Here is a 21,117-nt window from a genome sequence, read left to right as displayed (position 1 = left end):
ATGAGGGTGGGCCTGACCGGCGGCATCGGCAGCGGCAAGAGCACGGTCGCCGGCCTGCTGCGCGAAGCCGGCGCCGCCATCGTCGACACCGATGCGATCTCGCGCGCCCTGACCCTGCCGGGCGGCGCGGCAATGCCCGCCATCGCCCGGACCTTCGGCGCGGACTTCGTCGCCGCCGACGGCGCGCTGGACCGCGACCGCATGCGCGCCCTCGCCTTCTCGGACGCCGGCTCCAAGCAACGGCTGGAGGCCATACTGCATCCGCTGATCACCGCCGAGGCGCTGGCCCAGGCCGACGCGGCCCGCGCGCCCCTCATCGTCTTCGACGTGCCGCTGCTCGTCGAGTCCGGCCGCTGGCGCTCGCGGGTCTCGCGCGTCCTCGTCGTCGACTGCTCGGCCGAGACCCAGGTCGCCCGCGTGCTGCAGCGCCCGGGCTGGACGCTGGAGCGCGTGCAGGGTGCCCTCGCCGCCCAGACCAGCCGCCAGGCCCGCCGCGCGGCGGCCGATGCGGTGCTGCTCAACGACGGCGTCTCGCTTGCTGCGCTCGGCGTGGAGGTCAGGAGCCTGGCCGCGCGCTGGGGCTGTGAAACAATCGCCACGCCCTGACTGAAGTCGCCACCGTGGTCCTGTACGAGTACCCGTTCAACGAGAGCATCCGCACGATGCTCCGCCTCGAGCATCTGTTCGACCGTCTCGGCGCCTTGATGGCCCGCGATACCGCGCTGGACCACCATTTCGCGCTGGTCACGCTGTTCGAGATCCTCGACGTCGCCGCGCGCGCCGACCTGAAGAGCGACCTGCTGAAGGAGCTCGACAAGCACAAGACCCAGTTCAATGCCTACCGCGGCAATCCTGGTGTGGAAGAGGCTCGCCTGGACGAGGTCGTCGCCCGCATCGACGGCGCCTTCCAGCGCCTGAACGCCGTGTCCGGCAAGACCGGCGCCGCATTGACGGGCAACGACTGGCTGATGAGCATACGCAGCCGCATCAGCATCCCCGGCGGCACCTGCGAGTTCGACCTGCCGGCCTATTACAACTGGCAGCAGCTGCTGCCGGCGCGCCGCCGCAAGGACCTGGTGGGCTGGACCCAGACGCTGATGCCGCTGGCCGAGGGCCTGCAGGTCCTGCTGGGCCTGCTGCGCGACTCGGGCACGCCGCACAAGGTCGCGGCCACGGGCGGCCAGTTCCAGCAGAGCCTTCCGGCCGGCCGCGTCTACCAGTTGCTGCGCATGCGCATCGACCCCAGCCTGGGCCTCATCCCGGAAATCTCGGGCCACCGGTTGATGATCTCCATCCGCCTGATGCGCCAGGACGAAGAGGGCCGGCTCAAGCTGGCCCCCGAAGACAGCGGCTTCGAGCTCGCTCTGTGCCAATGAAGACAAACGCCCAAGGCGAGCGCATCGTGCGCTGCCCCCAATGCAGCGGCGACAGCGTATTCGCTCCGAGCAACAAGTGGCGCCCTTTCTGCAGCGAGCGCTGCCGCCAGATCGACCTGGGCGCCTGGGCCAGCGAGAGTTTTCGCGTGCCGGCTGCGCCGCCGCAGGACCCGGATGAATTCGGGCCCGCCGGCGAGCAGGCCCTGCACTGATCAGGCGCCCAGCAGGCGCCTGGATACCAGCTCCCGCCTGGCACTTGCGGCATCGGTGAACAGGAAGGACTGCCAGTCGCGCGCCAGGGCGGCGTCGACATTGACCGGGTGATCGTCGATGAACAGCAGCTCCGAGGGCTGCGCGCCGAAATGCCGCTCCGCCATTGCGTAGATCCCGGCGCTCGGCTTGATCTGCTTGACCCGGCCCGAGAACAGCCCCGACTCGAACCACTCGCCCAGCGGGTAGGTCGCGCTCAAATGGTCGGCGTAGGGCTCGGGCATGTTGGACAGGAAATGCAGCGTGTGCCCTGCGGCGCGCAGGTCGCGGATGAGCACGACCGTCGCCGGGATGGCCATCAGCTCGTCCGGCACCGCACGCACGACGGCCTCGACCTCACCGCGCGGCCAGCCGGTGCGGGCCGAGATGCGGCGCACGACCTCGTCCGCGCCGATCAGCCCCTGGTCGAACAGGCCCCAGTCACCGCCGTAGTTCTGGAAGAACACCGATGCGGCCCGGGCGCCCTGCTCCAGCGTCTCGATGCGATGCGGCCAGACGCGCGCCAGGAAGCTCGCCGGGTGCCAGCGGAACACGACGCCGCCGAAGTCGAAGACGATCTTCATGCGGCGGTCAGACGCGCCAGCAGGCCGGCGGTGGAGCCGTCCAGGCCCGCTGTGTCGCCCGATGCCAGGCGCGGCAGCAACTGGTTGCACAGTGCCTTGCCCAGTTCCACGCCCCATTGGTCGAAGCTGTTGATGCCCCACAACGCCCCGGTGACGAAGACGCGGTGCTCGTAAAGGGCGATCAGCGCGCCCAGCGAGCGCGGCGTCAGCGCGTCCAGCATCAAGGTGGTGCTGGGGCGGTTGCCGGGGAAGCTGCGGTGGCGCGCCAGCACGTCGCGGTCCAGCGTCGCCGAGGCGGTCGGCGCCTGCTCGGTCAGCGCCTCTGCGGCGGTCTTGCCCTGCATCAGCGCCTTGCTCTGGGCCAGGCAGTTGGCCAGCAGCTTGCGGTGCTGGTCGGCCAGCTTCTCGGCCAGCTCGCCGCTGGCACCATGATTGGGCCGCCTGACGGCGATGAACTCGACCGGGATCACGTCCGTGCCCTGGTGCAGCATCTGGAAGTAGGCATGCTGGCCGTTGGTGCCGGCCTCGCCCCAGACGACCGGCGATGTGCCCAGCGCCAGCGGGTTGCCGTCCAGGTCCACGCCCTTGCCGTTGCTCTCCATCTCCAGCTGCTGCAGATAGGCCGGCAGGCGGCGCAGGCCCTGGTGGTAGGGCGCCACGCTGCGGCTCGTGAAGCCGTGGAAGTTGCGGTACCAGATGTCGACGAGACCCAGCAGCACCGGCAGGTTGTGCGCCAGCGGCGTGGTCGCAAAGTGCCGGTCCATCGCATGCGCGCCGGCCAGCAGTTCGCGGAAGCCTTCCGCACCGACGGCGATGGCGATGGGCAGGCCGATGACGGACCACAGCGAGTAGCGGCCGCCCACCCAGTCCCAGAAGCCGAAGGCAGTGTCGATGCCGAAGGCCGCCGCGGCGGCGGTGTTGCTGCTGGTGGCGACGAAGTGACGCGCCACGTCGCTACCACCGGCAGCCAGGAACCAGGCCTTGGCGGCCTGTGCATTGGCCAGTGTCTCCTGCGTCGTGAAGGTCTTGGACGCGACGACGAACAGCGTGTGCCGTGCGTCCAGGCCGGCCAGCACGGGCGCCAGGTCGTGGCCGTCGACGTTGGAGACGAAATGCAGCCTCAGGTCGCGACGGCCGAAGGCCTGCAACGCCTGCACGACCATGGCGGGCCCGAGGTCGCTGCCGCCGATGCCGATGTGGACGACGTCGGTGATGTCACCACGCTCGCCGCGGCGCACGCCCTCGGCAAAGGCCAGCATGGCGTCCAGCGACGCCTGAACCTCGGCATTGAAGGGCGCGTCGCTGCCGGCCGGCGCGCGCAGCGCCGTGTGCAGCACCGCGCGGCCTTCGGTCGTGTTGACCGGGTCGCCGCGCAGCAGCGCGGCGCGCCTGGCCTCCAGGTCACAGTCGCGAGCCAGCTTCAGCAGCAGGGCCAGCGTGGCCGCGTCGACGCGGTTCTTGGACAGGTCGGCAAAGACCTCGGGGGCCTCGAAGGACAGCGCGCCGAAGCGGCCCGCGTCCTCGGCGAAGGCCTTGCGGATGTCGAAGCCGCGACCGTCGGCGGCGTAGTGGGCCAGCAGTTCGGCCCAGACGGGCGACTGGTCGCAGCGCTTCGCCATGGTCAGGCTTCTTGGATGAGCTTGTCGAGCTTGCCCGCGTCGACGGCGAACAGGCGTATGCCCTCGGCCAGCTTCTCGGTCGCCATCGCGTCCTCGTTGAGCGCGAAGCGGAAGGCGGCCTCGTCGAGATGGACGGCCGGCATCGCGGGCGCCTTGGCCGGGTCCAGCACCCGCTCCAGCGTGGTCTCGCTGGCCTGCAGCTGGGCCAGCAGATCCGGGCTGATGGTCAGCAGGTCGCAGCCGGCCAGCGCCTGGATCTGGCCGATGTTGCGGAAGCTGGCGCCCATGACCTCGGTCTGGATGCCGTGCTGCTTGAAATAGGCGTAGATCTGCGTCACCGACTTCACTCCGGGGTCGTTGACGCCGGCCTGTGCCGCCTCGTCCCAGCTCGCGCCGGCCGACTTCTTGTACCAGTCATAGATGCGGCCGACGAAGGGCGAGATCAGCTGCACCTTGGCCTCGCCGCAGGCCACGGCCTGGGCGAACGCGAACAGCAGCGTCAGATTGCAGTGGATGCCCTCGCGCTCCAGCTCGGCGGCGGCCTGGATGCCTTCCCAGGTCGAGGCCAGCTTGATGAGCACACGCTCGCGCCCGATGCCCGCGGCCTCGTACAGCGCGATGAGGCGGCGCGCACGCGCCAGGCTGGCGGCCTTGTCGAAGGACAGGCGGGCGTCGACCTCGGTCGACACGCGGCCAGGCACGACCTTCAGGATCTCCAGGCCGAAGCGCACCAGCACGTGGTCGACGATCTCGTCCAGCGGCTGGCCGCGATGGGCATTCACGGTCTCCTTCAGCAGCGGCGCGTAATCGGGCGACTGCACAGCCTTCAGGATGAGCGAAGGATTGGTCGTCGCGTCGCGCGGCGCGAACTGCGCGAGCTGCAAGAAGTTGCCGGTGTCGGCGACGACGGTGGTGAAGGCTTTGAGCTGGTCGAGCTGGTTCATGGTCTGCCTGTGTTCGGGTCGACTGGATTGACCCGGCGAAGAAACTGCTGCATAGTATTTCACGAAACTTAGTTACACAACGGTTAGCGCCCCTGTCGTGGTGACGGCAAGGGCGCCGGCCTGGAGACCCCGCAGATGTCTTTTGATCTCGTGTTCTTTGGCGGTACCGGCGACCTGACGTGGCGCAAGCTGATGCCCGCGCTGTTCCAGGCCTTCCGGCACGGCAAGCTGCCCGAAGGCGGCCGCATTCTCGCCGTCGCGCGCGACGAGCAGAGCGATGCGCGCTACCGCGAGTGGCTGAAGGAACGCTTCCGCGAGGTCGACGCGGGCAAGCGCCCGAGCGACGAGGAGTTCGAGCGCTTTGCCGGGCTGATCCACTACCGCCGCATGGACCTGTCCCAGCCCGAGCACTACCAGGGCCTGAAGGAATGGCTGGACGCACGCAACGCCGACACGGTCGTGCTCTACCTCGCGACCAGCCCCTACCTGTTCACAGGCATCTGCCAGCAGCTCGGCGCCGTGGGCCTGAACCACGACAGGGTCCGCGTCGTGCTGGAGAAGCCGCTGGGCCACGACCTCGCCAGCGCGCAGGAGATCAACCGCACGGTGCGCTCTGTGTTCTCGGAGCGCCAGGCCTTCCGCATCGACCATTACCTGGGCAAGCCCTCGGTTCAGAACCTGATGGCGCTGCGTTTCGGCAACGCCCTCTTCGAGCCCCTGTGGCGGCGCGAGAGCATCGCCAACATCCAGATCACGCTGGCCGAGCAGCTGGGCGTCGGCACGCGTGGCGCCTTCTACGACGGCACCGGCGCGCTGCGCGACATGATCCAGAACCATGCGCTGCAGCTGCTGACCATGATCGCGATGGAGCCGCCCGCCAGCAACGACGCCGACGCGATCCGCGACGAGAAGCTCAAGGTGCTGCGTGCGCTCAAGCCCTTCACTCGGGAGTCCGTGGGGCGCGACGTGGTGCGTGGCCAGTACCGCGCCGGCATGTGCGGCGGCCAACCGGTGCCGGGCTATCTGGAGGAGGTCAAGGTGCCGCCGGACAGCACCTGCGAGACCTTCGTCGCGCTGCGCACCGAAGTGCAGAACTGGCGCTGGGCCGGAGTGCCCTTCTACCTGCGCACCGGCAAGCGCCTGGCCGCGCGCGACGCGCAGATCGTCGTCAATTTCCGCCCCGTGCCGCACCAGATCTTCCCCGGCGCCAGCCTGCCGAACCGCCTGGTCATCAAGCTGCAGCCCGAGGACGGCCTGGAGCTGCAGCTGCTGGCGCAGAAGGGCGCTGGCGCCGGCGAGCAGCTGACGCCGGTGTCGCTGGACCTGGACTTCGACAAGGCCTTCGCGACGCAGCGCGTCGGCGCCTACGAGCGCCTGCTGCTGGACGCCATCGCCGGCCGCCTCAATCTCTTTGTGCGCAGCGACGAGCAGGAGCAGGCCTGGCGCTGGGTCGAGCCCATCCTCGACGCCTGGAACGCCGATGGCAACGGCCCCCGCCCCTATGCCGCCGGCGCCTGGGGGCCGGCCGCCGCGAGCGCGCTGGTGGCGCGCGACGGCTTCTCGTGGGCGGAGGAACAATGAGCATCCTGGAACGCGTCAAGGCGGCCCTGCCGGCGCTGCCGCCCGCCGAGCAGCGCGTCGCCAAGCTGCTGCTGGCCGATGCTCGCAGCTTTGCCAGCCTGCCGGTCAGCGAGCTGGCCGACCGTTCGCATGTGTCCAAGCCGACCGTGGTGCGCTTTTGCCGCAGCGTCGGCTACGACGGCCTGGCGGACTTCAAGCTCAAGCTGGCCGGCAGCGTCAACGAGGGCGTGCCCTTCGTGCACCGTGCAGTGGACGAGGACGACAAGCCCGCGGACATCATCGTGAAGGTGGTGGACAACGCCGTCGCAGCCCTGCTGCACTACCGCAATGACGCGGCCAGCCATGCCTTCGAGCGCGCCATCGACGCGCTGGCCGACTCGGCGCGCCACAACAAGCGCATCGAGTTCTACGGCGTCGGCAACTCGGGCATCGTGGCCCAGGACGCGCAGCACAAGTTCTTCCGCCTCGGCGTCAACACGGTGGCGACCAGCGATGGCCATGTGCAGCTGATGAGCGCCACGATGCTGCAGCCGGGCGACTGCGCCGTCATCATCAGCAACTCCGGCCGCAGCCGCGACCTGCTGGACGCGGCGGAGATCGCGCGCAAGAAGGGCGCGACCATCATCATCATCACGGCCAGCGCCTCGCCGCTGGCGCAGCTGGCGCTGGGACCCAGCCAGATCCTGCTGGCGGTGGACCACCCCGAGGACTTCGACCGCTACAGCCCCATGGTGTCCCGGCTTCTGCACCTGATCGCGGTGGACATCCTGACGACGGGCGTCGCGCTGAAGCTGGGCCAGCACCTGCGGCCCATGCTGCAGGAGATCAAGAAGAACCTGCGCGCCAAGCGCTACGCGGGCTGAGGCTCAGGCCGCCAGCGCCGGCGGCCACAGCAGCTCGGCCACGCCGTAGACGCGCGCCAGCTCGCGCAGCTTCTCGGGAGCGGCGTCGAGCTTGAGCGTGGCGCCCTGCTCGCGGCACTGGCGCGCGGCGGACAGCAGCAGGCTGAGCGCCGAGGAATCGAAATCCGTCAGCTCCGCCGCCGACAGCCACACCTCGCGGCCTGCCGCAGCCAGCACCTGAGCGGCCTCCGCCCGCAGGGCCGGCGACATCAGCGCCCAGGCGGCGCTGGCGCCATCCATGCGCAGCCGCGCGGGCAGCTTCAGGCCGCTCAACATCAGCCCTTGGCCGGCGTTGCGCCAGCGGCCTTGGCGTTCTTGTCGGCCAGGCTCTTGATCAGGCCATCGATGCCGTTGGCGCCGATCTCCTGCGCGAAGCTGTTGCGGTACTGGTCCGCCAGCCAGATGCCCAGCACGTTGACGTCGTAGATCTTCCATACGTCACCGGCCTTCTCCAGGCGATAGTCGAGCTGGATGGGATCGCCCTTGCCGCGGATCTCGGTGCGCACGACGACCTCGGTGTCGGTCGGCTGGGCGCGCAGGGGCTTCAGGCCAATGGTCTGATCCTTCACCTGCGTCAGCGCGCCAGCATAGGTGCGCACCAGCAGGGTCTTGAACTCGGCCTGCAGCTTGGCCTGCTGCTCGGGCGTGGCCTGGCGCCAGAAGCGGCCCACGGCAGAGGCGGTCATGCGCTGGAAGTTGATATGCGGCATCACCTTGGAATCCACCAGGGCGATGATCTTGTTGATGTTGCCGGCCTGGATGTCCTTGTCGGCCTTGACGGCCTCGATGGTCTCCAGCGAGAGCTGGCGGATCAACTGGTCGGGTGCGCCGGCATCGGCCGCGTGGGCAGCATGCACCAAACCCAGGCTCAGGGTCGCAAGGGTGGCCACGGTGAGCGCACGGCGGCGCAGGGAAGTCAGCAAGGTCATGGTGTCGCTTTCTCTGAACAGGGTCCGGTCCATAACGCGCCGGCCCGTCAATCGGTTCACCGTGTTGCCGCAGAGGCGGGTTCGGCGGGCTTCTTTACAGTGGCGGCGGGCTCCGACGCGGCGGCCTCCGGGGCCGAGGCGGCGGCACCAGGCACCAGCACCTCCACCTCATCGTCGTCGTCGAAGCTGCCGCGGCGCTGCAGATAGGCATCACGGTAGAAGGTGTACTTGTCCAGCGCAATGCCTTCCAGCATCTCGCTGGCGCGCAGGAAGTTGGCGCGGACGTTGATCAGGCTCAGGCCCGTGATGGCGACCTTCTTGCGGCCGTCATCGAAGAGCATGGCCGGCGAGGCCTGCCAGTCCACCGGCAGCGCCAGCGAGTCCCGCACCGACGAGGGCCCGAACACCGGCCAGACGATGTAGGCGCCAGTGCCCATGCCCCATTTGCCCAGGGTCTTGCCAAAGTCCTGGCTGTTCTTGTCCAGTCCGGCCTCGCTGGCGATGTCCAGCAGCCCGGCCAGGCCAAGGGTGGAATTGACGGCGAAGCGCATGCCCTGCTCGACGCCTGCCTTGAAGCGCCCCTGCAGCAGCAGGTTCACCGCCGACCAGGCGTCGCCGACGTTGCCGAAGAAGTTGCCGATGCCGGTGCGGATGGGCGAAGGCACCACCTCGGAATAGGCCGTCGCGACCGGCTTGAGCACATGCTCGTCCAGCTTCTCGTTGAAGGCGAAGACCTTGCGGTTCCACGACTCCCAGGGGTCCAGCCGCTGGCCCTTGGAGCCCATGACCTTGTCGACGGCGCGCTCGATGCGCGTGCCGACGCCCTGCATGGTCTGGCAGCCTGCCAGACCCACCACGAGCACCATCAAGGCCAGGGCCCGAAGGGCGCGGCTCACGGCTTGCTCCCCGAGGCCGGCGTGGTACTGCCCATGTCCGAAGCCTTGCTGTTGATGAACTGGCCGATCAGATTCTCCAGCACGACCGCGCTCTGCGTCTGCCGGATGACATCACCCGCGACGAGGTTCTTCTCGTCGGCACCCGGCTCCAGGCCGATGTACTGCTCGCCCAGGAGGCCGGCGGTCAGGATCTTGGCTGAGCTGTCCTTGGGAAAGAGCGCGCCCTTGTTCAGGTTGATCGTGACCTTGGCCTGGAAGGTCTTGTCGTCGAAGCTGATGGACTCCACGCGGCCAATCACGACGCCGGCGCTCTTCACCGCCGCACGCGGCTTCAGCCCGCCGATGTTGTCGAAGCGCGCCGACACCTGGTAGGTCTCGTCGAAGTTCAGGCTCAGCAGATTGCCCGCCTTGAGCGCGAGGAACAGCAGGGCCGCGCCGCCGATCAGCACGAACAGTCCCACCCACGCGTCATGTCGAGAGGATTGCATCCTTCGTTCTCCTGGCTCCAAATCAAATCGAAAACATCGTGGCCGTCAGCATGAAGTCCAGCCCCAGCACCGCCAGCGACGACAGCACGACGGTGCGCGTCGTCGCGGCAGACACGCCCTCGGGCGTGGGCTTGCAGGTATAGCCTTGCAGCAGCGCCACGAAGGTGGCCGTCAAGCCGAAGACCAGGCTCTTGATGACGCCGTTGCCGACGTCGGACCAGATATCCACGCCGCCCTGCATCTGCGACCAGAACGCACCGGCATCGATGCCGATCAGCGGCACCGCCACCAGCCAGCCGCCGATGATGCCGACGGCCGAGAAGACCGCCGCGAGCAAGGGCATCGCGATGAAACCGCCCCAGAAGCGCGGCGCCAGCACACGCTGCACCGGGTCGACGGCCATCATCTCCATGGCCGTGAGCTGCTCGCCGGCCTTCATCAGGCCGATCTCGGCCGTCAGCGAGGTGCCGGCCCGGCCGGCGAAAAGCAGCGCCGTGACGACCGGCCCGAGCTCGCGCACCAGGCTGAGCGCCACCAGCATGCCCACGGCTTCGGCCGAGCCATAGCGCTGCAGCGTGTAATAGCCCTGCAGGGCCAGCACGAAGCCGACGAACAGGCCAGACACGCCGATGATGGACAGCGAGCGGTTGCCCAGATAGAAGACTTGCTCGCGCACCAGCACGAAGCGCCCCAGCGCCCGGGGCGAACGCGCGAGCAGCGTGAAGAGCAGCCGCGTGGCCGCGCCGACATCGACCAGCGTACCGCGCAAGCCGGCCCCGATGCGTCTGGCGAGGGCCATCATGGCGCCACCCCGAAGTCCTCGGCCACCGGCCGGGCCGGCTGATGGAAGCGCACCGGCCCGTCGGCCTCGGCGCCGACGAACTGGCGCACCAGCGGGTCGTCGCTATGGCGCAGCTCGTCCGGCGTGCCCTGGGCGACCACGCGGCCGTTGGCGATCATCGCCACGCGGTCGGCGATGCCGAAGGTCTCGTGCAGGTCGTGCGAGACGATGACGCTGGTCAGGCCCAGCGCATCGTTGAGGTCGCGGATCAGCCGCGCCGCCACACCCAGGGAGATCGGGTCCAGGCCGGCAAAGGGTTCGTCGTACAGCACCAGATCGGGGTCCAGCGCGATCGCGCGGGCCAGCGCGACGCGCCGCGCCATGCCGCCCGACACCTCGCTGGGCATCAGGTCGCGCGCACCACGCAGTCCGACGGCGTTGAGCTTCATCAGGACCAGGTCGCGGATCATGGCCTCGGACAGGTCGGTGTGCTCGCGCAGCGGGAAGGCGACGTTCTCGAACACGGACAGGTCAGTGAACAGTGCGCCGAACTGGAACAGCATGCCCATGCGCCGGCGCACCGCGTAGAGGCCCGCCAGGTCCAGCGGCGCCAGGTCCTGTCCGTCGAACAACACCTGCCCGGACAGCGGCCGCAGCTGGCGACCCAGCAGGCGCAGCACGGTGGTCTTGCCGCCGCCCGAGGTGCCGATCAGCGCCAGCACCTGGCCGCGCTCCAGCTTCAGGTTGACGCCGTCCAGCACCACACGATCGCCATAGCCGCAGCTGACGTCGCGCAGTTCGATCAGGGGAGCGTTTGCAGGAGAGGTCACGCAGTCGGGCCGGGGCCGGGCGGGTACAAAGGGCGCCATGATAGGGGAAACACCAGCCCCCCAGGATTGCCGCTGGGGAAGACCGTCAGCATGCCGACCGGCGCTCCCGGCGGAGGCCGCAGCCCTGGGCAGTTACGTCTGCTTGCCTTTATCTGGTCGCGCGACCCTTGCTGGCGGGGCTCCAAGCGTGCGCCAGTTCACGATTCAGCGCGCGACCGCGACCAGCGTTCGCCGCATCGCGACGAGCGGTATCGCGTCAGTGCCCCTCGCCACCAAAATACTTGCACCCGCCATGCAAAGCTCCACCATGCGCCATCGTCCCCGTTCCGCCGCCACCTTCGCCGGCTTCACGCTCATCGAGCTGATGATCGCGGTGGCCATCATCGCCATCCTTGCCGCCATTGCCATCCCGCAATACCGGGACTACGTGACGCGCAGCCGCCTGGCGGACGCGAGCTCGGGCCTGACGACGATGCGCGCGCAGATGGAGCGCTACTACCAGGACAACCGCACCTATGCGAACACCGGCACTTTCGTCTCTCCCTGCAACAACGCCACGACATCGGCACGCACCTTCGGCAGCTTCCTGATCAGTTGCTCCGGCACGCCCGACACCAGCAGCTTCACGCTGCAGGCCGTGGGCAGCGGCCCGGTGCTCGGCTTCACCTTCACGATCAACCAGCAGGACGTGCGGAGCTCGACGGTGCCGTCGACCTGGGGCAGCAACTGCGCCACCAAATGGATCATGAAGAAGGGCGACGCATGCTGATGCGCCGCGGCTCGGGCTTCAGCCTCATCGAGTTGATGGTGGCCGTCAGCGTGCTGGCCATCCTGACCGCTGTCGCCATGCCCAGCTTCGTGACCTGGATCCGCAATGCGCGCGTGCGGACGGTGGCGGACGCGCTGCAGTCGGGCCTGCGCGTGGCCCAGGGCGAAGCCCAGCGCCGCGCCCACACAGTCGTCTTCTTCCTGACGAACAGCAAGACCTGCGACCTGGCAGCGACGGTCGCGGCCACGGGCGGTTACTGGCAGGTCCGGACCGTGCCCAACGCCGTGCTGACCAACGACGTGGCCGAGGCCGTGCAGTGCGGGGTCCTGACCGATGTGTCGACCGGCATCAACCTGACCTCGGCGGCCACGGCGCTGTGCTTCGGCGGTGATGGCCGTCAGACGACGATGACCAACCCGACCGGCATCGGCGCCAATTGCGCGGCCGCGGCCGCCACCTACGACATCGCACCACAGGCCAGCAGTACCGAGAACCGCCCGCTGCGCGTGACGGTCAGCCTGGCGGGCTCCGTCCGGATGTGCGACCCGGGCAAGGCCTCGACAGCCCCCGACGGATGCCGATGATGAATCCCCCCCGCCGCATCAGCCGTGGTTTCTCGCTGATCGAGATGCTTGTGGGCATCCTGATCGTGTCCTTCGGCTTGCTGGGCCTGATCACGCTGCAGGCCCGTGCGCTGCAGGTCTCGGTCAGCAGCGAGGATTCCCAACGCGCCGCCTTGCTGGCCAGCGAGATCGCGGCGCAGATGTTCAACCAGAACACGGTGAACCTGAATCCGGCGGTGGTCACCGCCTGGGCCACCCGCGTGGCGAACCCAGCCAATGGTGGTGTCCCCAACGGCACCGGCACCGTGAGCGTGACGAACGCGACGACGGCGCGCGTGACGGTGACCTGGACGCCCGTGCAGTCGACCGGGGCCGTCAACGACACGCACACCTATTTCACGGACGTGGTGATTCCGCAATGACGCGCCCCTCCCCTGCCACCTGTCGCGGCTTTTCCCTCATCGAGCTGATGGTGACCGTCGCCATCGGCCTGGTGCTGACGCTGACCATTTCAATGATGGTGGCCCGGCAGGAATCGGTGCGGCGCGGCGTGACGTCTAGCAACGACCTGACAAGCAACACCGCCTATGCGGCCTATATGCTGGATCGCCAGTTGCGCAGCGCCGGCGCGGGCTTCAGCCAGGCCACGGCCGAGAACTACGGCTGCGTACTGAACGCTTCGCTCAACAACGGCCAGTTGCTGCCATCGACGACGGCGTTCCCGCCGCCCTTCGCCACCGTGCCGCAAACCTATGTGCTGGCGCCGCTGATCGTCTATGCCGGCCTCGGCGCCAACGGGTCCGACGTGATCGCCATGGCGACCGGCAATTCGGGGTTGAGCGAGTCGGGCCTGCCGGTCTCGCCCAAGTCCACCGCTGCGGGGCAGTTGAAGCTGTCCAACACGCTGGGCATCCGCGGCGGCGACCTGGTGCTGCTGGCCCAGCAAGGCGTTGGCTGCATGCTGCAACAGGTGAGCAACGGCTTCGCCGGGGGTGCTGCGCAGGTCCTGACCTTCGGCGGCGCCTACGCCGCCGACACGATCAACGGCAAGTCGCTGCTTGGTTTCTCGAACGGCAACGCCTTCGTGTCCGTACTCGGCAACGTCACCGGCAATCTGCCGCGGTTCATGCTGTTTGGCCTTGATGGCAACGGGACGCTCCGGTCCTACGACCTGCTGAAGCTGAGCTCAAGCAATGCCGAGGCGCTGGTCGACGGCGTCGTCGACATGCGGGTGCTGTACGGCGTCGACACCGTGCGCGCCGGCCTGGGACAGGTCACCGCATGGATTGCGCCGACCACCGCCGGCTATACCGCCGCCGAGTTGACGGCCGGCACGGCGGTCGCCCAGACCAATCTGCAGTCCGTCCTCGCCGTTCGCGTCGGGCTGATCCTGCGCAGCGACCTGGTCGACAAGTCCGATGTGACGCCGGCCACGCTGCAGATGTTCAGCGATCTTGGCGCCGGTGTGACCTACACCTATACCGTGCCCACGGGCACGACCAACCAGCGCTACCGTGTCGTCGAGTTCACGGTGCCGCTGCGCAACGTCCGCTACTCCCGCTGAACGCCGTGATGAAGCGCCCCCACCTCCCCCCCCATTCGCCCAGGCAGGGCCAGCACGGCATCGTGCTCATCTTCGCGCTCATCACGCTCGTCATCATGATGATCGGCGCCGTGGCCCTCTCGCGCTCCATCAACTCCAGCCAGTTCAACGTGGGCAATATCGGCTTCAAGCGCGACCTGAGCAATCAAGGCGAGCGGGCGCTGCAGCTGGCCATGAATGCCGTGCGAACCGGCGGAGCACTGGCCAGCGTGACGACACGCAACACCAACCTGCCGGGCGCCAACTACAGCGCCACGCTGCTTGCCACCAACGCGCAAGGCATCCCGAACGCGCTGCTGTCCGATGCCGTCTTCGCGACGGTCGGAACGGCAGCCAACGACATCAGCGTGAGCAGCGCGGGCGTGACCATCCGCTACGTCGTCGACCGCATGTCCACCGCCACCGGGGCCTGCACCAGCAGCACCTGCACCATGGCCAACCAGACCGTCTTCGGCGGCAGTTCGAGCGAGTGGATCAACTCCCAGACCAACAGCGGCGCGGCCAACAACGCGAACCCGTCAGCCGTCCCCCAGCAGCCCATCTACCGCATCACTGTACGGGTGATGGGCTCACGCAACACGCTGTCCTTCTTCCAGTCCACCTTCACCACCAACTGAGCTTGCTCAGGGCGTTTCGAGGTTCCCCATGAATGCAGTTCGCCTTGCCGTCTCCTTTCGTTGCCTGGCTCTGACGGCCAGCCTCGCGACGCTTGCCGCGACATCGTCTGCTCAGGTCTCGCTGGCGGACCAGCCGGTGTACACGTCCGTCAATGTGCCCGGCAACCTCGCGCTCGCGCTGTCGGTGGAGTACCCCACCGCCATCAGCGTGGCCCACCCGTCACGCACCTATTCGTCGGCCAACACCTACGTCGGCTACTTCGATCCGGGCAAGTGCTACTCCTACCGCTACACGGACGGCACCAGCACCGACAACTATTTCTATCCCAACGGCGCCGCGACCAACCGCACCTGCTCGGGCAAGTGGAGCGGGAACTACCTGAACTGGGCCTCGATGCAGACCATCGACCCCTTCCGCTGGGCGCTGACGGGCGGCTACCGCGTCATCGACACCGCTTCGCTGACCGTGCTGGAGAAGGCCTGGGGCACCAACCAGGGCAGCACCAGCAACTTCCCGGACAGCAGCGTTTCCACCAATGCCGCCGTGGCCGGCGCCACGCCGTTCTCCACCGCCACCGGCATCGCCACGCGCATCTGGTCGCTGGGCAACAAGATGCGCTTCATGACGTCGACCAGCGGCGTGCCGTCACCGAACTATGGCAATGCGGCAACCCACTACAACCCCAGTGCGGCCTACACGCAAGGCACGCTCTACGAAGTCTTCATTCGCGTGAAGGTTTGCGACCCCGCCGCCGCCGCAAGCGACCGCGAAAGCAATTGCACCCAGTACGGCTCCAACTCCTTCAAGCCCACCGGCCTGATGCAGAAGTACTCGGACAAGATCCGCTATAGCGCCTTTGGCTACCTCAACGACAGCAGCCTCAGCCGCGACGCCGGCGTGATGCGGGCGCGGCAGAAGTTCATCGGCCCGACCATGCCCGTGCCCGGCGGCATTCCCGTGATCAACGCCAAGTCCGAATGGGACGCCACCACGGGCGTGATGGTCGTCAACCCCGACAGTAGCGACGCTGCCGACACGAACACCAACTTCGGCATTGCGGTGACCAACAGCGGGGTGATGAACTACCTGAACAAGTTCGGCGAAATCACCCCCGGCAGCTACAAGACCTACGACCCGGTGAGCGAGCTGTACTACGCGGCGCAACGCTACTACCGCAATCTCGGCAATGTCTCGTCATGGACTTCAATGTCCGGCGCCAATGTAGCGACCAAGACCACCTTCATCGACGGTTTTCCCATCATCCAGACCTGGGACGACCCCATCCAGTATTCCTGTCAGCGCAACTTCATTCTCGGCATCGGTGACGTCAACACCCATGCGGACCGCAACCTCCCTGGCGCGACCGGCGCATCCGAGCCGGCCAAGCCGCCCGAAGTCACGGCCGACACGGGCGTCGATTCCGTCGCCTGGACCAACCGGGTGGGTGTGCTCCAGGGCATGGGCAGCTCGCTCGGCACCGTCCAGGGCTTCAACGGCTGCTGCAACAACAACGGCGCGCTGATGGCCGGCCTCGCCTACTGGTCCAACATCAGCGACATTCGTCCAGACAAGCCCGGCATCCAGACCATCCAGACCTACTGGCTGGACGTCATGGAATTCCAGGTCTTCAAGACCAACAACCAGTTCTACCTGGCCGCCAAGTACGGTGGCTTCAAGCCGCCCTCCAACTATTCGGACGCGACGGCGACGGCGGCGCAGTTTGCGACCAACGCGGCGACGCAGTCATGGTGGGCCACGACGACGGACACCGTCCCTGACGGCTCGCCACGCCCCGACAACTACTACATGGCGGGACGGGCGGACCAGATGGTCGCCGGCCTCAACAAGGCCTTCTCCAGCATCGCCTCCCAGCTCTCCGCCTACTCGACGTCGTTCTCCACGGCCCTGCCCCAGGTCTCGGCACTTGGCGTGGCTTCCTACGCGACCAAGTTCGACGCCAAGAGCTGGACCGGGGAACTGGAAGCCAGCCTCACGACCTTCGACCAAACGACGGGAGCGCCCAGCCTGCAACCGCAGTGGACCCTCTCCAGCCTGCTGGACGCCCAGGCCGCCGGCACGGGCTGGAATACCGCGCGCAGGATCGTCACCTACAACACCTCGACCAATGCCGGCGTTCCCTTCCGCAGCGGTGTCGGTGGTATTTCGAGCAGCCAGCTGGCCGCCCTCGACACGACCTATGTGCCCGGCAACGATTCGGCCAACTACCTGAACTACCTGCGCGGCGATCGAACCAACGAGCTGTCGTCCACGGTGGCCGGCTCCACGAACGCCTACCGGGACCGCGCCAAGCTGCTGGGCGACACCGTCAATGCCAAGGTCCGCCCCGTTGCTGCGCCTTCCGCCCCCTATTCGGCCACCAACAACCCGGGCTACGACGCGTTCAAGACCACCTACGCCGCCAGGCCGCCCATGGCCTACGTGGCCTCGAACGACGGCATGGTGCACGCGGTGGACGGCAGCCTGACCACCAGCACGTTCCCGGCCAGCAATCCGAGCACGCCGGGCAAGGAGATCTGGGCCTACATCCCGGGCGCCCTGTTCAACGGTCCCAGCGGATCGGGCAGCACCGACGGCCTGGCGTCGATCGGCAATCCGACCTTCCTGCACCACTTCATGGTGGACGCCACGCCGCTGACCATCGATGTCGACTTCGGCAATACCGCGGGCGGCAGCGGCACGGACTGGCGCACCATCCTGGTCGGTGGCCTGGGCAAGGGCGGCAAGGCGATCTACGCACTGGACATCACCGATCCGACCGTGGTCACCAGCGAGTCCGTCGCCGCGCAGAAGGTGCTCTGGGAGTTCCGCGACAACGACATGGGCTTCACCTACGGCCAACCGGTCGTCGTGAAGACGCGCAAGTACGGCTGGGTCGTCATCGCCGGCTCCGGATACAACAACACGGACGGCAAGGCATACTTCTTCTTCATCAACCCGCGCACCGGCGCGCTGCTGGAGAAGGTGGCCACGACCTGCGGCACCTGCTCGGCGACCAACCAGGCGGGCATGGCCCATGTCAACGCGTTCGTGCTCGACCTGACCGACGGCTACGCCGACGCCATCTATGGCGGCGACCTGATGGGCAACGTCTGGCGCCTGGACGTCACCGGCACGGGCGCCTATCCCACGCCGATCAAGTTCGCGACCCTGGTGGGGTCCGACGGCAGCGCGCTGCCTGTCACGAGCAAGCCCCTGCCCGTCGTGCAGCCCGGCACCAACCGCCGCTACATCACCGTGGGCACGGGCCGGCTGCTCGACTCCTCCGACCTGAACAACACCCAGGCGCAACGCTTCTTCGCCATCATCGATGGCTCGAATGCCGCCTTCAGCGTGGACGGCACGATCTCGGGGCAGACCTCGACCCTGCCGGCCGGCATCACCTTCCCGCTGACAGTCTCCAACATGCTGCAGCTGACCGATCTGAATACCAAGATCTCGCTGAATCTGAGCACCCAGCTCGGCTGGTATCTGGACCTCGGTGTCTCGGCCAACGGGCCTGGCTGGCGGATCCTGTCCGATCCCACTTCGTTCTACGGCACGGTGGCGTTCGCGGCGACCTCCCCCAGTTCCACGGACGCCTGTGCCCCCAACGGCACCAGCCGCGTCTATGCGATCGACCTCGGCTCCGGCTACTGTGGACTGACGGGCGGCGGCGCAAGCTGCTTTGTCGGCAAGCAAGGCGTCGTCATCGACCTGAACTTCTACAGTGTCAACATCAACGGCGTCGGGAAGTCCGTGCTGGTGGCGGGAACGGACACCCCCGACCCCTCTTGCGTCGGCCCCTCCTGCAACGTTTCCAAGGTGGACACGCGCAGCCCCGCGAACCTCGGCCTGCAACGCCTGAACTGGCGCGAGATCATGGTCAACAACTGAGCCTTGCAGGCTCAGGAACAAGGCCGCCCTCGGGCGGCCTTCTTGGCTTCTGGGGGTTTTACTACGCAAATGGCCCAAGAATCCCCGGAAAGCTAGCACTGGCGCGGGCTAGCGGGGAGTTGGAGTTCCTCCTCTAGCGATTTTTTGCCCCGTTTTGCTTGGCGAAATAACCGTGAGTCGCTCACGCTAAAATAGGCCCATGGGACGCCCTCGCACCCCGCTACCCCCTGGCCAGGCCGATGTGGCCCTGGGCTACGCCCAGCGCGCACTCGACCGCAGGGCGGAGTACTTCTCGGTCGGCCTGAAGGAGACGAGGCGGTCTCTGGTTGCCCTACGGAGGCGCGGATTGACGCTCCGCCAAGGAGATTTCGCCGTGGAGGCAAACGCTTGGCTCGAGCTTCACCTGAACGCTGAGGGGCGCCAGGCGTTGCTTGCCACGCTTCGCCAGGCCCGTATGCAGAGTCAGCGAGATGCGCCTTTGCGCAGCGTGCGCCTCCCAGCGAATGTTCACGCCGACCTGACCAAGCTCGCCGAGCGACTCGGTCTGTCCCTACCGGCTACGGTTGCTCGTCTGGTGGCGGGTGCGGGTTCTGGCTGAGCCCTGGGCAGCGCGCTGCAGGGCCGTCATCCCTGCCCAGAGGTATTTGCGGATGAGGTCGCTCTTGGTCGTTCTCAGCATGAAGGCGCGCGTGCGCAACTCGTCATCGACCTCGGCCGGGAGATAAACAGTCCGCATGGCAAGGGTGACACCGGCGTCTAGCTGCATCCCCGCAGCACGCTTTGAACGCATGCCCTTGGCCAGGTATGTGCGGAACATCTCGCCTTTCGACACTCCTGACTCGGCGGCTTGCGCGCGCAGAGCCTGGTCTACGTCTGGGTCAACGTAGACAGAGCGGAAAACCATCTTGTCGGTGGTCATGTGCGGCGGTGCAGCGTGGATTGACCTGTATATGTATACGGGCTTGGCCGGCCGGCGTCAATCGTTGTCACCGGACAGCGGCGGTGAAATCCTTCAAGGGTACGACGTCCAGCACGTCGGATGGTGGGACCTCGTCACACACGTAACCCTCGGACTCCATCGCATGGGCATCCGGGTTGATGCGACGGTGGTGGTAGTTGAGAACGCACCATGCAGCATCGCAGAACGAGCGCAGCCGGTTGCCCGGGAGAGCCACTTCCACGACGACGGGACGACCGAGCACGGCCAACTTCTTTGCAGCCGACGAGTTCTCGGCAAGCGGCATGTAAATGGCTTCGCCACCGAAAGCCTCAAAGAAGGGTCTCGCCCCTGCAGAGAGCACGAGCGCGCGCGTCAGGCAAGCCCACACCTTGCCTTCCCGACTTCTGCGCTGGCCCGGGTCAAAGTACTCTGCCCATTGCCGCCGCATGTATGCCTGCTCTTCGACGGTGAAGATGTGGCCGCATCGCTCCAGAACGTCAGCCTGATGATGGTCAACCGCCGTCAGCCGAAGGCCGTGGGTTGCGAAGTACCCCGGCTCCAGTTCACGAGTGCAGTGGTAATCGCGGATGCGCTGGCCTCGCAGGTGCGTCGTAAGGGCATCAGCAATTGCGGCGAGCGGCCCGCCCCGAACCAAGCCCTCCGTATCGCGCGTGGAACGGAAGAGCCCCTCGTGGGATGCCAACTCCTTGAGAAGTCCAGCGGGTATCGCTGCTGGGTCTTCTAGCTGAACCGAGTGCGGGTTGTTCAAAGCCATTGGACGTCTACTTGGTATTGAGCATCGACGCCCAATCGCCCCCCAGGTCTTGACGGTCGGGGTCCAGGATTTGGACCGCCCACCGCTGAAAGTCCTCGTCATAGCCGGGTGCCGTTTTGTCCACCGGCTCAAGCTGAGTCATGGCAACCCGGCAAATCCTGGGGTCTTCCGCAGACGCACAAGCCACGGACGGCTCCGGCAGCACGGGGTAGCGGCTGTCCCGTTGCTCGAAGGCCGCGAGGAGGCCCTCCACCGACGCAACCTTGGCACCAATCGCCGCGGCCATGCACTTGCAGCTCGTACGGACTGAAAGCTGCACTTCGGCATAGCCAGACCGGCGCGCCCGAAGCAGCAGCTCGTAGTTCGCAGCCAAGGCTTGGGCCGTCTCCAAGACCGCGGGATGGAATTGCATCCGCAGGCTGTCCTGACAATCGCGGATGGCATAGCGGTCCTGGTGGGCGGTCCCGTCGCGGTAGGGGTCTCGGCATGCCAGGGTGAACTCGCGGACCTGTTCATCGGTCAGGTTACTGGTCGCTGGCCCGAAGTCGAACTTGGCCAGCAACGGAAGGACGACCTCGCGGACTTGCTGCTCAGTCAGCGGCAGGGGCTCGCGAAACAGGTCTGCCAGCTGCGTATTTCAGCCCATCGTGGACGGCGTTTCAGGCTGATGGTGGACGGGATTTCAGCGTGATCGTGGACGGCGTTTCAGTCTGATCGTGGACGCTGTTTCAGCGTCATCGTGGACGATGGGGGTGGTGCGCAGGTGATCTTCTGAC

23 protein-coding genes are annotated in these 21,117 nt (G+C 67.2%); 11 read left to right on the top strand and 12 right to left on the bottom strand.

What is annotated here, in order from left to right; genetic code table 11:
* Genes coaE through JOY88_RS04660 form a run of 3 tightly spaced genes read left to right on the top strand, consistent with a single transcriptional unit; the run spans nt 1 to nt 1,588 of the window.
* The gene (gene coaE / locus JOY88_RS04670) at nt 1–606 is read left to right on the top strand and encodes a dephospho-CoA kinase (RefSeq protein ID WP_293500764.1); all 606 of its coding nucleotides are present in this window, start codon (nt 1–3) and stop codon (nt 604–606) included.
* A gap of 14 nt (nt 607–620) precedes the next feature.
* Nucleotides 621–1,376, top strand: coding sequence for a cell division protein ZapD (zapD, locus tag JOY88_RS04665; protein ID WP_293500762.1), 756 nt, complete (start codon nt 621–623; stop codon nt 1,374–1,376).
* Entirely contained in the window at nt 1,373–1,588 is a 216-nt protein-coding gene (locus JOY88_RS04660) for a DNA gyrase inhibitor YacG (RefSeq protein WP_293500760.1), read from the top strand. The genes zapD and JOY88_RS04660 overlap by 4 nt, the downstream gene beginning before the upstream one ends.
* On the opposite strand, the gene JOY88_RS04655 is transcribed toward JOY88_RS04660, so the two are convergent.
* From JOY88_RS04655 to tal, 3 genes are read right to left on the bottom strand one after another with little or no spacing between them, the layout of a single operon-like run.
* Entirely contained in the window at nt 1,589–2,209 is a 621-nt protein-coding gene (locus JOY88_RS04655; RefSeq protein ID WP_293500758.1) for an HAD family hydrolase, read from the bottom strand.
* Entirely contained in the window at nt 2,206–3,828 is a 1,623-nt protein-coding gene (gene pgi / locus JOY88_RS04650; RefSeq protein ID WP_293500756.1) for a glucose-6-phosphate isomerase, read from the bottom strand. Before pgi ends, JOY88_RS04655 begins: the two co-directional genes overlap by 4 nt.
* Before the next feature lie 2 nt (nt 3,829–3,830).
* Nucleotides 3,831–4,772: a transaldolase gene (gene tal / locus JOY88_RS04645; protein ID WP_293500754.1), complete on the bottom strand. Its 942-nt coding sequence runs from the start codon at nt 4,770–4,772 to the stop codon at nt 3,831–3,833.
* Between the two features lie 135 nt (nt 4,773–4,907).
* Here tal and zwf point away from each other — a divergent pair, with 135 nt between their 5' ends.
* Together zwf and JOY88_RS04635 are read left to right on the top strand one after the other, a co-directional pair.
* The gene (gene zwf / locus JOY88_RS04640) at nt 4,908–6,353 is read left to right on the top strand and encodes a glucose-6-phosphate dehydrogenase (RefSeq protein ID WP_293500752.1); all 1,446 of its coding nucleotides are present in this window, start codon (nt 4,908–4,910) and stop codon (nt 6,351–6,353) included.
* 2 nt (nt 6,354–6,355) lie between these two features.
* Nucleotides 6,356–7,216, top strand: coding sequence for a MurR/RpiR family transcriptional regulator (locus JOY88_RS04635; protein ID WP_293500780.1), 861 nt, complete (start codon nt 6,356–6,358; stop codon nt 7,214–7,216).
* 3 nt (nt 7,217–7,219) lie between these two features.
* Here the strand turns inward: JOY88_RS04635 and JOY88_RS04630 are convergent, their stop codons facing one another.
* Genes JOY88_RS04630 through JOY88_RS04605 form a run of 6 tightly spaced genes read right to left on the bottom strand, consistent with a single transcriptional unit; the run spans nt 7,220 to nt 11,218 of the window.
* Nucleotides 7,220–7,531 carry an STAS domain-containing protein gene (locus JOY88_RS04630; protein ID WP_293500750.1) on the bottom strand — a complete coding sequence of 104 codons (312 nt, stop codon included), beginning with the start codon at nt 7,529–7,531 and terminating at the stop codon, nt 7,220–7,222.
* Complete coding sequence (locus tag JOY88_RS04625) at nt 7,531–8,184, bottom strand: MlaC/ttg2D family ABC transporter substrate-binding protein (protein WP_293500748.1); 654 nt, start codon at nt 8,182–8,184, stop codon at nt 7,531–7,533. The genes JOY88_RS04630 and JOY88_RS04625 overlap by 1 nt, the downstream gene beginning before the upstream one ends.
* Before the next feature lie 56 nt (nt 8,185–8,240).
* Nucleotides 8,241–9,080 (bottom strand): MlaA family lipoprotein, encoded by an 840-nt coding sequence (locus tag JOY88_RS04620; RefSeq protein WP_293500747.1) that lies wholly within the window; start codon nt 9,078–9,080, stop codon nt 8,241–8,243.
* Nucleotides 9,077–9,568 (bottom strand): outer membrane lipid asymmetry maintenance protein MlaD, encoded by a 492-nt coding sequence (gene mlaD, locus JOY88_RS04615; RefSeq protein WP_293500746.1) that lies wholly within the window; start codon nt 9,566–9,568, stop codon nt 9,077–9,079. Before mlaD ends, JOY88_RS04620 begins: the two co-directional genes overlap by 4 nt.
* 22 nt (nt 9,569–9,590) lie before the next feature.
* Nucleotides 9,591–10,367, bottom strand: a complete 777-nt coding sequence (gene mlaE / locus JOY88_RS04610; RefSeq protein WP_293500778.1) for a lipid asymmetry maintenance ABC transporter permease subunit MlaE — start codon at nt 10,365–10,367, stop codon at nt 9,591–9,593.
* On the bottom strand, nt 10,367–11,218 hold the full coding sequence (locus JOY88_RS04605) for an ABC transporter ATP-binding protein (RefSeq protein ID WP_524539186.1): 852 nt from the start codon (nt 11,216–11,218) through the stop codon (nt 10,367–10,369). The genes mlaE and JOY88_RS04605 overlap by 1 nt, the downstream gene beginning before the upstream one ends.
* Nucleotides 11,219–11,486: 268 nt before the next feature.
* Between JOY88_RS04605 and JOY88_RS04600 the strand changes: the two genes are divergently transcribed.
* Genes JOY88_RS04600 through JOY88_RS04575 form a run of 6 tightly spaced genes read left to right on the top strand, consistent with a single transcriptional unit; the run spans nt 11,487 to nt 18,626 of the window.
* Nucleotides 11,487–11,948, top strand: coding sequence for a type IV pilin protein (locus JOY88_RS04600; RefSeq protein ID WP_293500744.1), 462 nt, complete (start codon nt 11,487–11,489; stop codon nt 11,946–11,948).
* Nucleotides 11,942–12,532, top strand: coding sequence for a pilus assembly FimT family protein (locus JOY88_RS04595; protein ID WP_293500743.1), 591 nt, complete (start codon nt 11,942–11,944; stop codon nt 12,530–12,532). The genes JOY88_RS04600 and JOY88_RS04595 overlap by 7 nt, the downstream gene beginning before the upstream one ends.
* A complete protein-coding gene (locus JOY88_RS04590) occupies nt 12,532–12,933 on the top strand; it encodes a prepilin-type N-terminal cleavage/methylation domain-containing protein (RefSeq protein WP_293500742.1) in 402 nt (133 codons plus the stop codon). Before JOY88_RS04595 ends, JOY88_RS04590 begins: the two co-directional genes overlap by 1 nt.
* Nucleotides 12,930–14,075 (top strand): PilW family protein, encoded by a 1,146-nt coding sequence (locus JOY88_RS04585; protein ID WP_293500741.1) that lies wholly within the window; start codon nt 12,930–12,932, stop codon nt 14,073–14,075. The genes JOY88_RS04590 and JOY88_RS04585 overlap by 4 nt, the downstream gene beginning before the upstream one ends.
* An 8-nt stretch (nt 14,076–14,083) precedes the next feature.
* Entirely contained in the window at nt 14,084–14,731 is a 648-nt protein-coding gene (locus JOY88_RS04580; protein ID WP_293500740.1) for a pilus assembly PilX family protein, read from the top strand.
* A gap of 28 nt (nt 14,732–14,759) precedes the next feature.
* Nucleotides 14,760–18,626: a pilus assembly protein gene (locus tag JOY88_RS04575; protein ID WP_293500739.1), complete on the top strand. Its 3,867-nt coding sequence runs from the start codon at nt 14,760–14,762 to the stop codon at nt 18,624–18,626.
* A gap of 550 nt (nt 18,627–19,176) precedes the next feature.
* Here the strand turns inward: JOY88_RS04575 and JOY88_RS04570 are convergent.
* The 3 genes from JOY88_RS04570 to JOY88_RS04560 all read right to left on the bottom strand — a co-directional run bounded on the left by JOY88_RS04570 (nt 19,177) and on the right by JOY88_RS04560 (nt 20,903).
* Complete coding sequence (locus JOY88_RS04570) at nt 19,177–19,545, bottom strand: hypothetical protein (protein WP_293500738.1); 369 nt, start codon at nt 19,543–19,545, stop codon at nt 19,177–19,179.
* Nucleotides 19,546–19,612: 67 nt separating this feature from the next.
* On the bottom strand, nt 19,613–20,335 hold the full coding sequence (locus JOY88_RS04565) for a hypothetical protein (protein WP_293500737.1): 723 nt from the start codon (nt 20,333–20,335) through the stop codon (nt 19,613–19,615).
* Nucleotides 20,336–20,348: 13 nt separating this feature from the next.
* Complete coding sequence (locus JOY88_RS04560; RefSeq protein WP_293500736.1) at nt 20,349–20,903, bottom strand: hypothetical protein; 555 nt, start codon at nt 20,901–20,903, stop codon at nt 20,349–20,351.
* Nucleotides 20,904–21,117: the final 214 nt, after the last annotated feature.

The sequence above is a fragment of the Roseateles sp. genome, assembly GCF_019237615.1.
Classification (GTDB): Bacteria; Pseudomonadota; Gammaproteobacteria; order Burkholderiales; family Burkholderiaceae_C; genus Pelomonas.
The sequence above is the reverse complement of the archived record's forward strand: the minus strand, read 5'-3'. Positions and strand labels throughout refer to the sequence as shown.

What these genes read in the sequence shown, in the direction of transcription:
- coaE (WP_293500764.1), top strand. Translation starts at nt 1, where the DNA reads ATGAGGGTGGGCCTGACCGGCGGCATCGGCAGCGGCAAGAGCACGGTC.
- JOY88_RS04660 (WP_293500760.1), top strand. Translation starts at nt 1,373, where the DNA reads ATGAAGACAAACGCCCAAGGCGAGCGCATCGTGCGCTGCCCCCAATGC.
- JOY88_RS04655 (WP_293500758.1), bottom strand. Translation starts at nt 2,209, where the DNA reads ATGAAGATCGTCTTCGACTTCGGCGGCGTCGTGTTCCGCTGGCACCCG.
- pgi (WP_293500756.1), bottom strand. Translation starts at nt 3,828, where the DNA reads ATGGCGAAGCGCTGCGACCAGTCGCCCGTCTGGGCCGAACTGCTGGCC.
- tal (WP_293500754.1), bottom strand. Translation starts at nt 4,772, where the DNA reads ATGAACCAGCTCGACCAGCTCAAAGCCTTCACCACCGTCGTCGCCGAC.
- zwf (WP_293500752.1), top strand. Translation starts at nt 4,908, where the DNA reads ATGTCTTTTGATCTCGTGTTCTTTGGCGGTACCGGCGACCTGACGTGG.
- JOY88_RS04630 (WP_293500750.1), bottom strand. Translation starts at nt 7,531, where the DNA reads ATGTTGAGCGGCCTGAAGCTGCCCGCGCGGCTGCGCATGGATGGCGCC.
- JOY88_RS04625 (WP_293500748.1), bottom strand. Translation starts at nt 8,184, where the DNA reads ATGACCTTGCTGACTTCCCTGCGCCGCCGTGCGCTCACCGTGGCCACC.
- mlaD (WP_293500746.1), bottom strand. Translation starts at nt 9,568, where the DNA reads ATGCAATCCTCTCGACATGACGCGTGGGTGGGACTGTTCGTGCTGATC.
- mlaE (WP_293500778.1), bottom strand. Translation starts at nt 10,367, where the DNA reads ATGGCCCTCGCCAGACGCATCGGGGCCGGCTTGCGCGGTACGCTGGTC.
- JOY88_RS04605 (WP_524539186.1), bottom strand. Translation starts at nt 11,218, where the DNA reads ATGGCGCCCTTTGTACCCGCCCGGCCCCGGCCCGACTGCGTGACCTCT.
- JOY88_RS04600 (WP_293500744.1), top strand. Translation starts at nt 11,487, where the DNA reads ATGCGCCATCGTCCCCGTTCCGCCGCCACCTTCGCCGGCTTCACGCTC.
- JOY88_RS04595 (WP_293500743.1), top strand. Translation starts at nt 11,942, where the DNA reads ATGCTGATGCGCCGCGGCTCGGGCTTCAGCCTCATCGAGTTGATGGTG.
- JOY88_RS04590 (WP_293500742.1), top strand. Translation starts at nt 12,532, where the DNA reads ATGAATCCCCCCCGCCGCATCAGCCGTGGTTTCTCGCTGATCGAGATG.
- JOY88_RS04585 (WP_293500741.1), top strand. Translation starts at nt 12,930, where the DNA reads ATGACGCGCCCCTCCCCTGCCACCTGTCGCGGCTTTTCCCTCATCGAG.
- JOY88_RS04580 (WP_293500740.1), top strand. Translation starts at nt 14,084, where the DNA reads ATGAAGCGCCCCCACCTCCCCCCCCATTCGCCCAGGCAGGGCCAGCAC.
- JOY88_RS04575 (WP_293500739.1), top strand. Translation starts at nt 14,760, where the DNA reads ATGAATGCAGTTCGCCTTGCCGTCTCCTTTCGTTGCCTGGCTCTGACG.
- JOY88_RS04570 (WP_293500738.1), bottom strand. Translation starts at nt 19,545, where the DNA reads ATGACCACCGACAAGATGGTTTTCCGCTCTGTCTACGTTGACCCAGAC.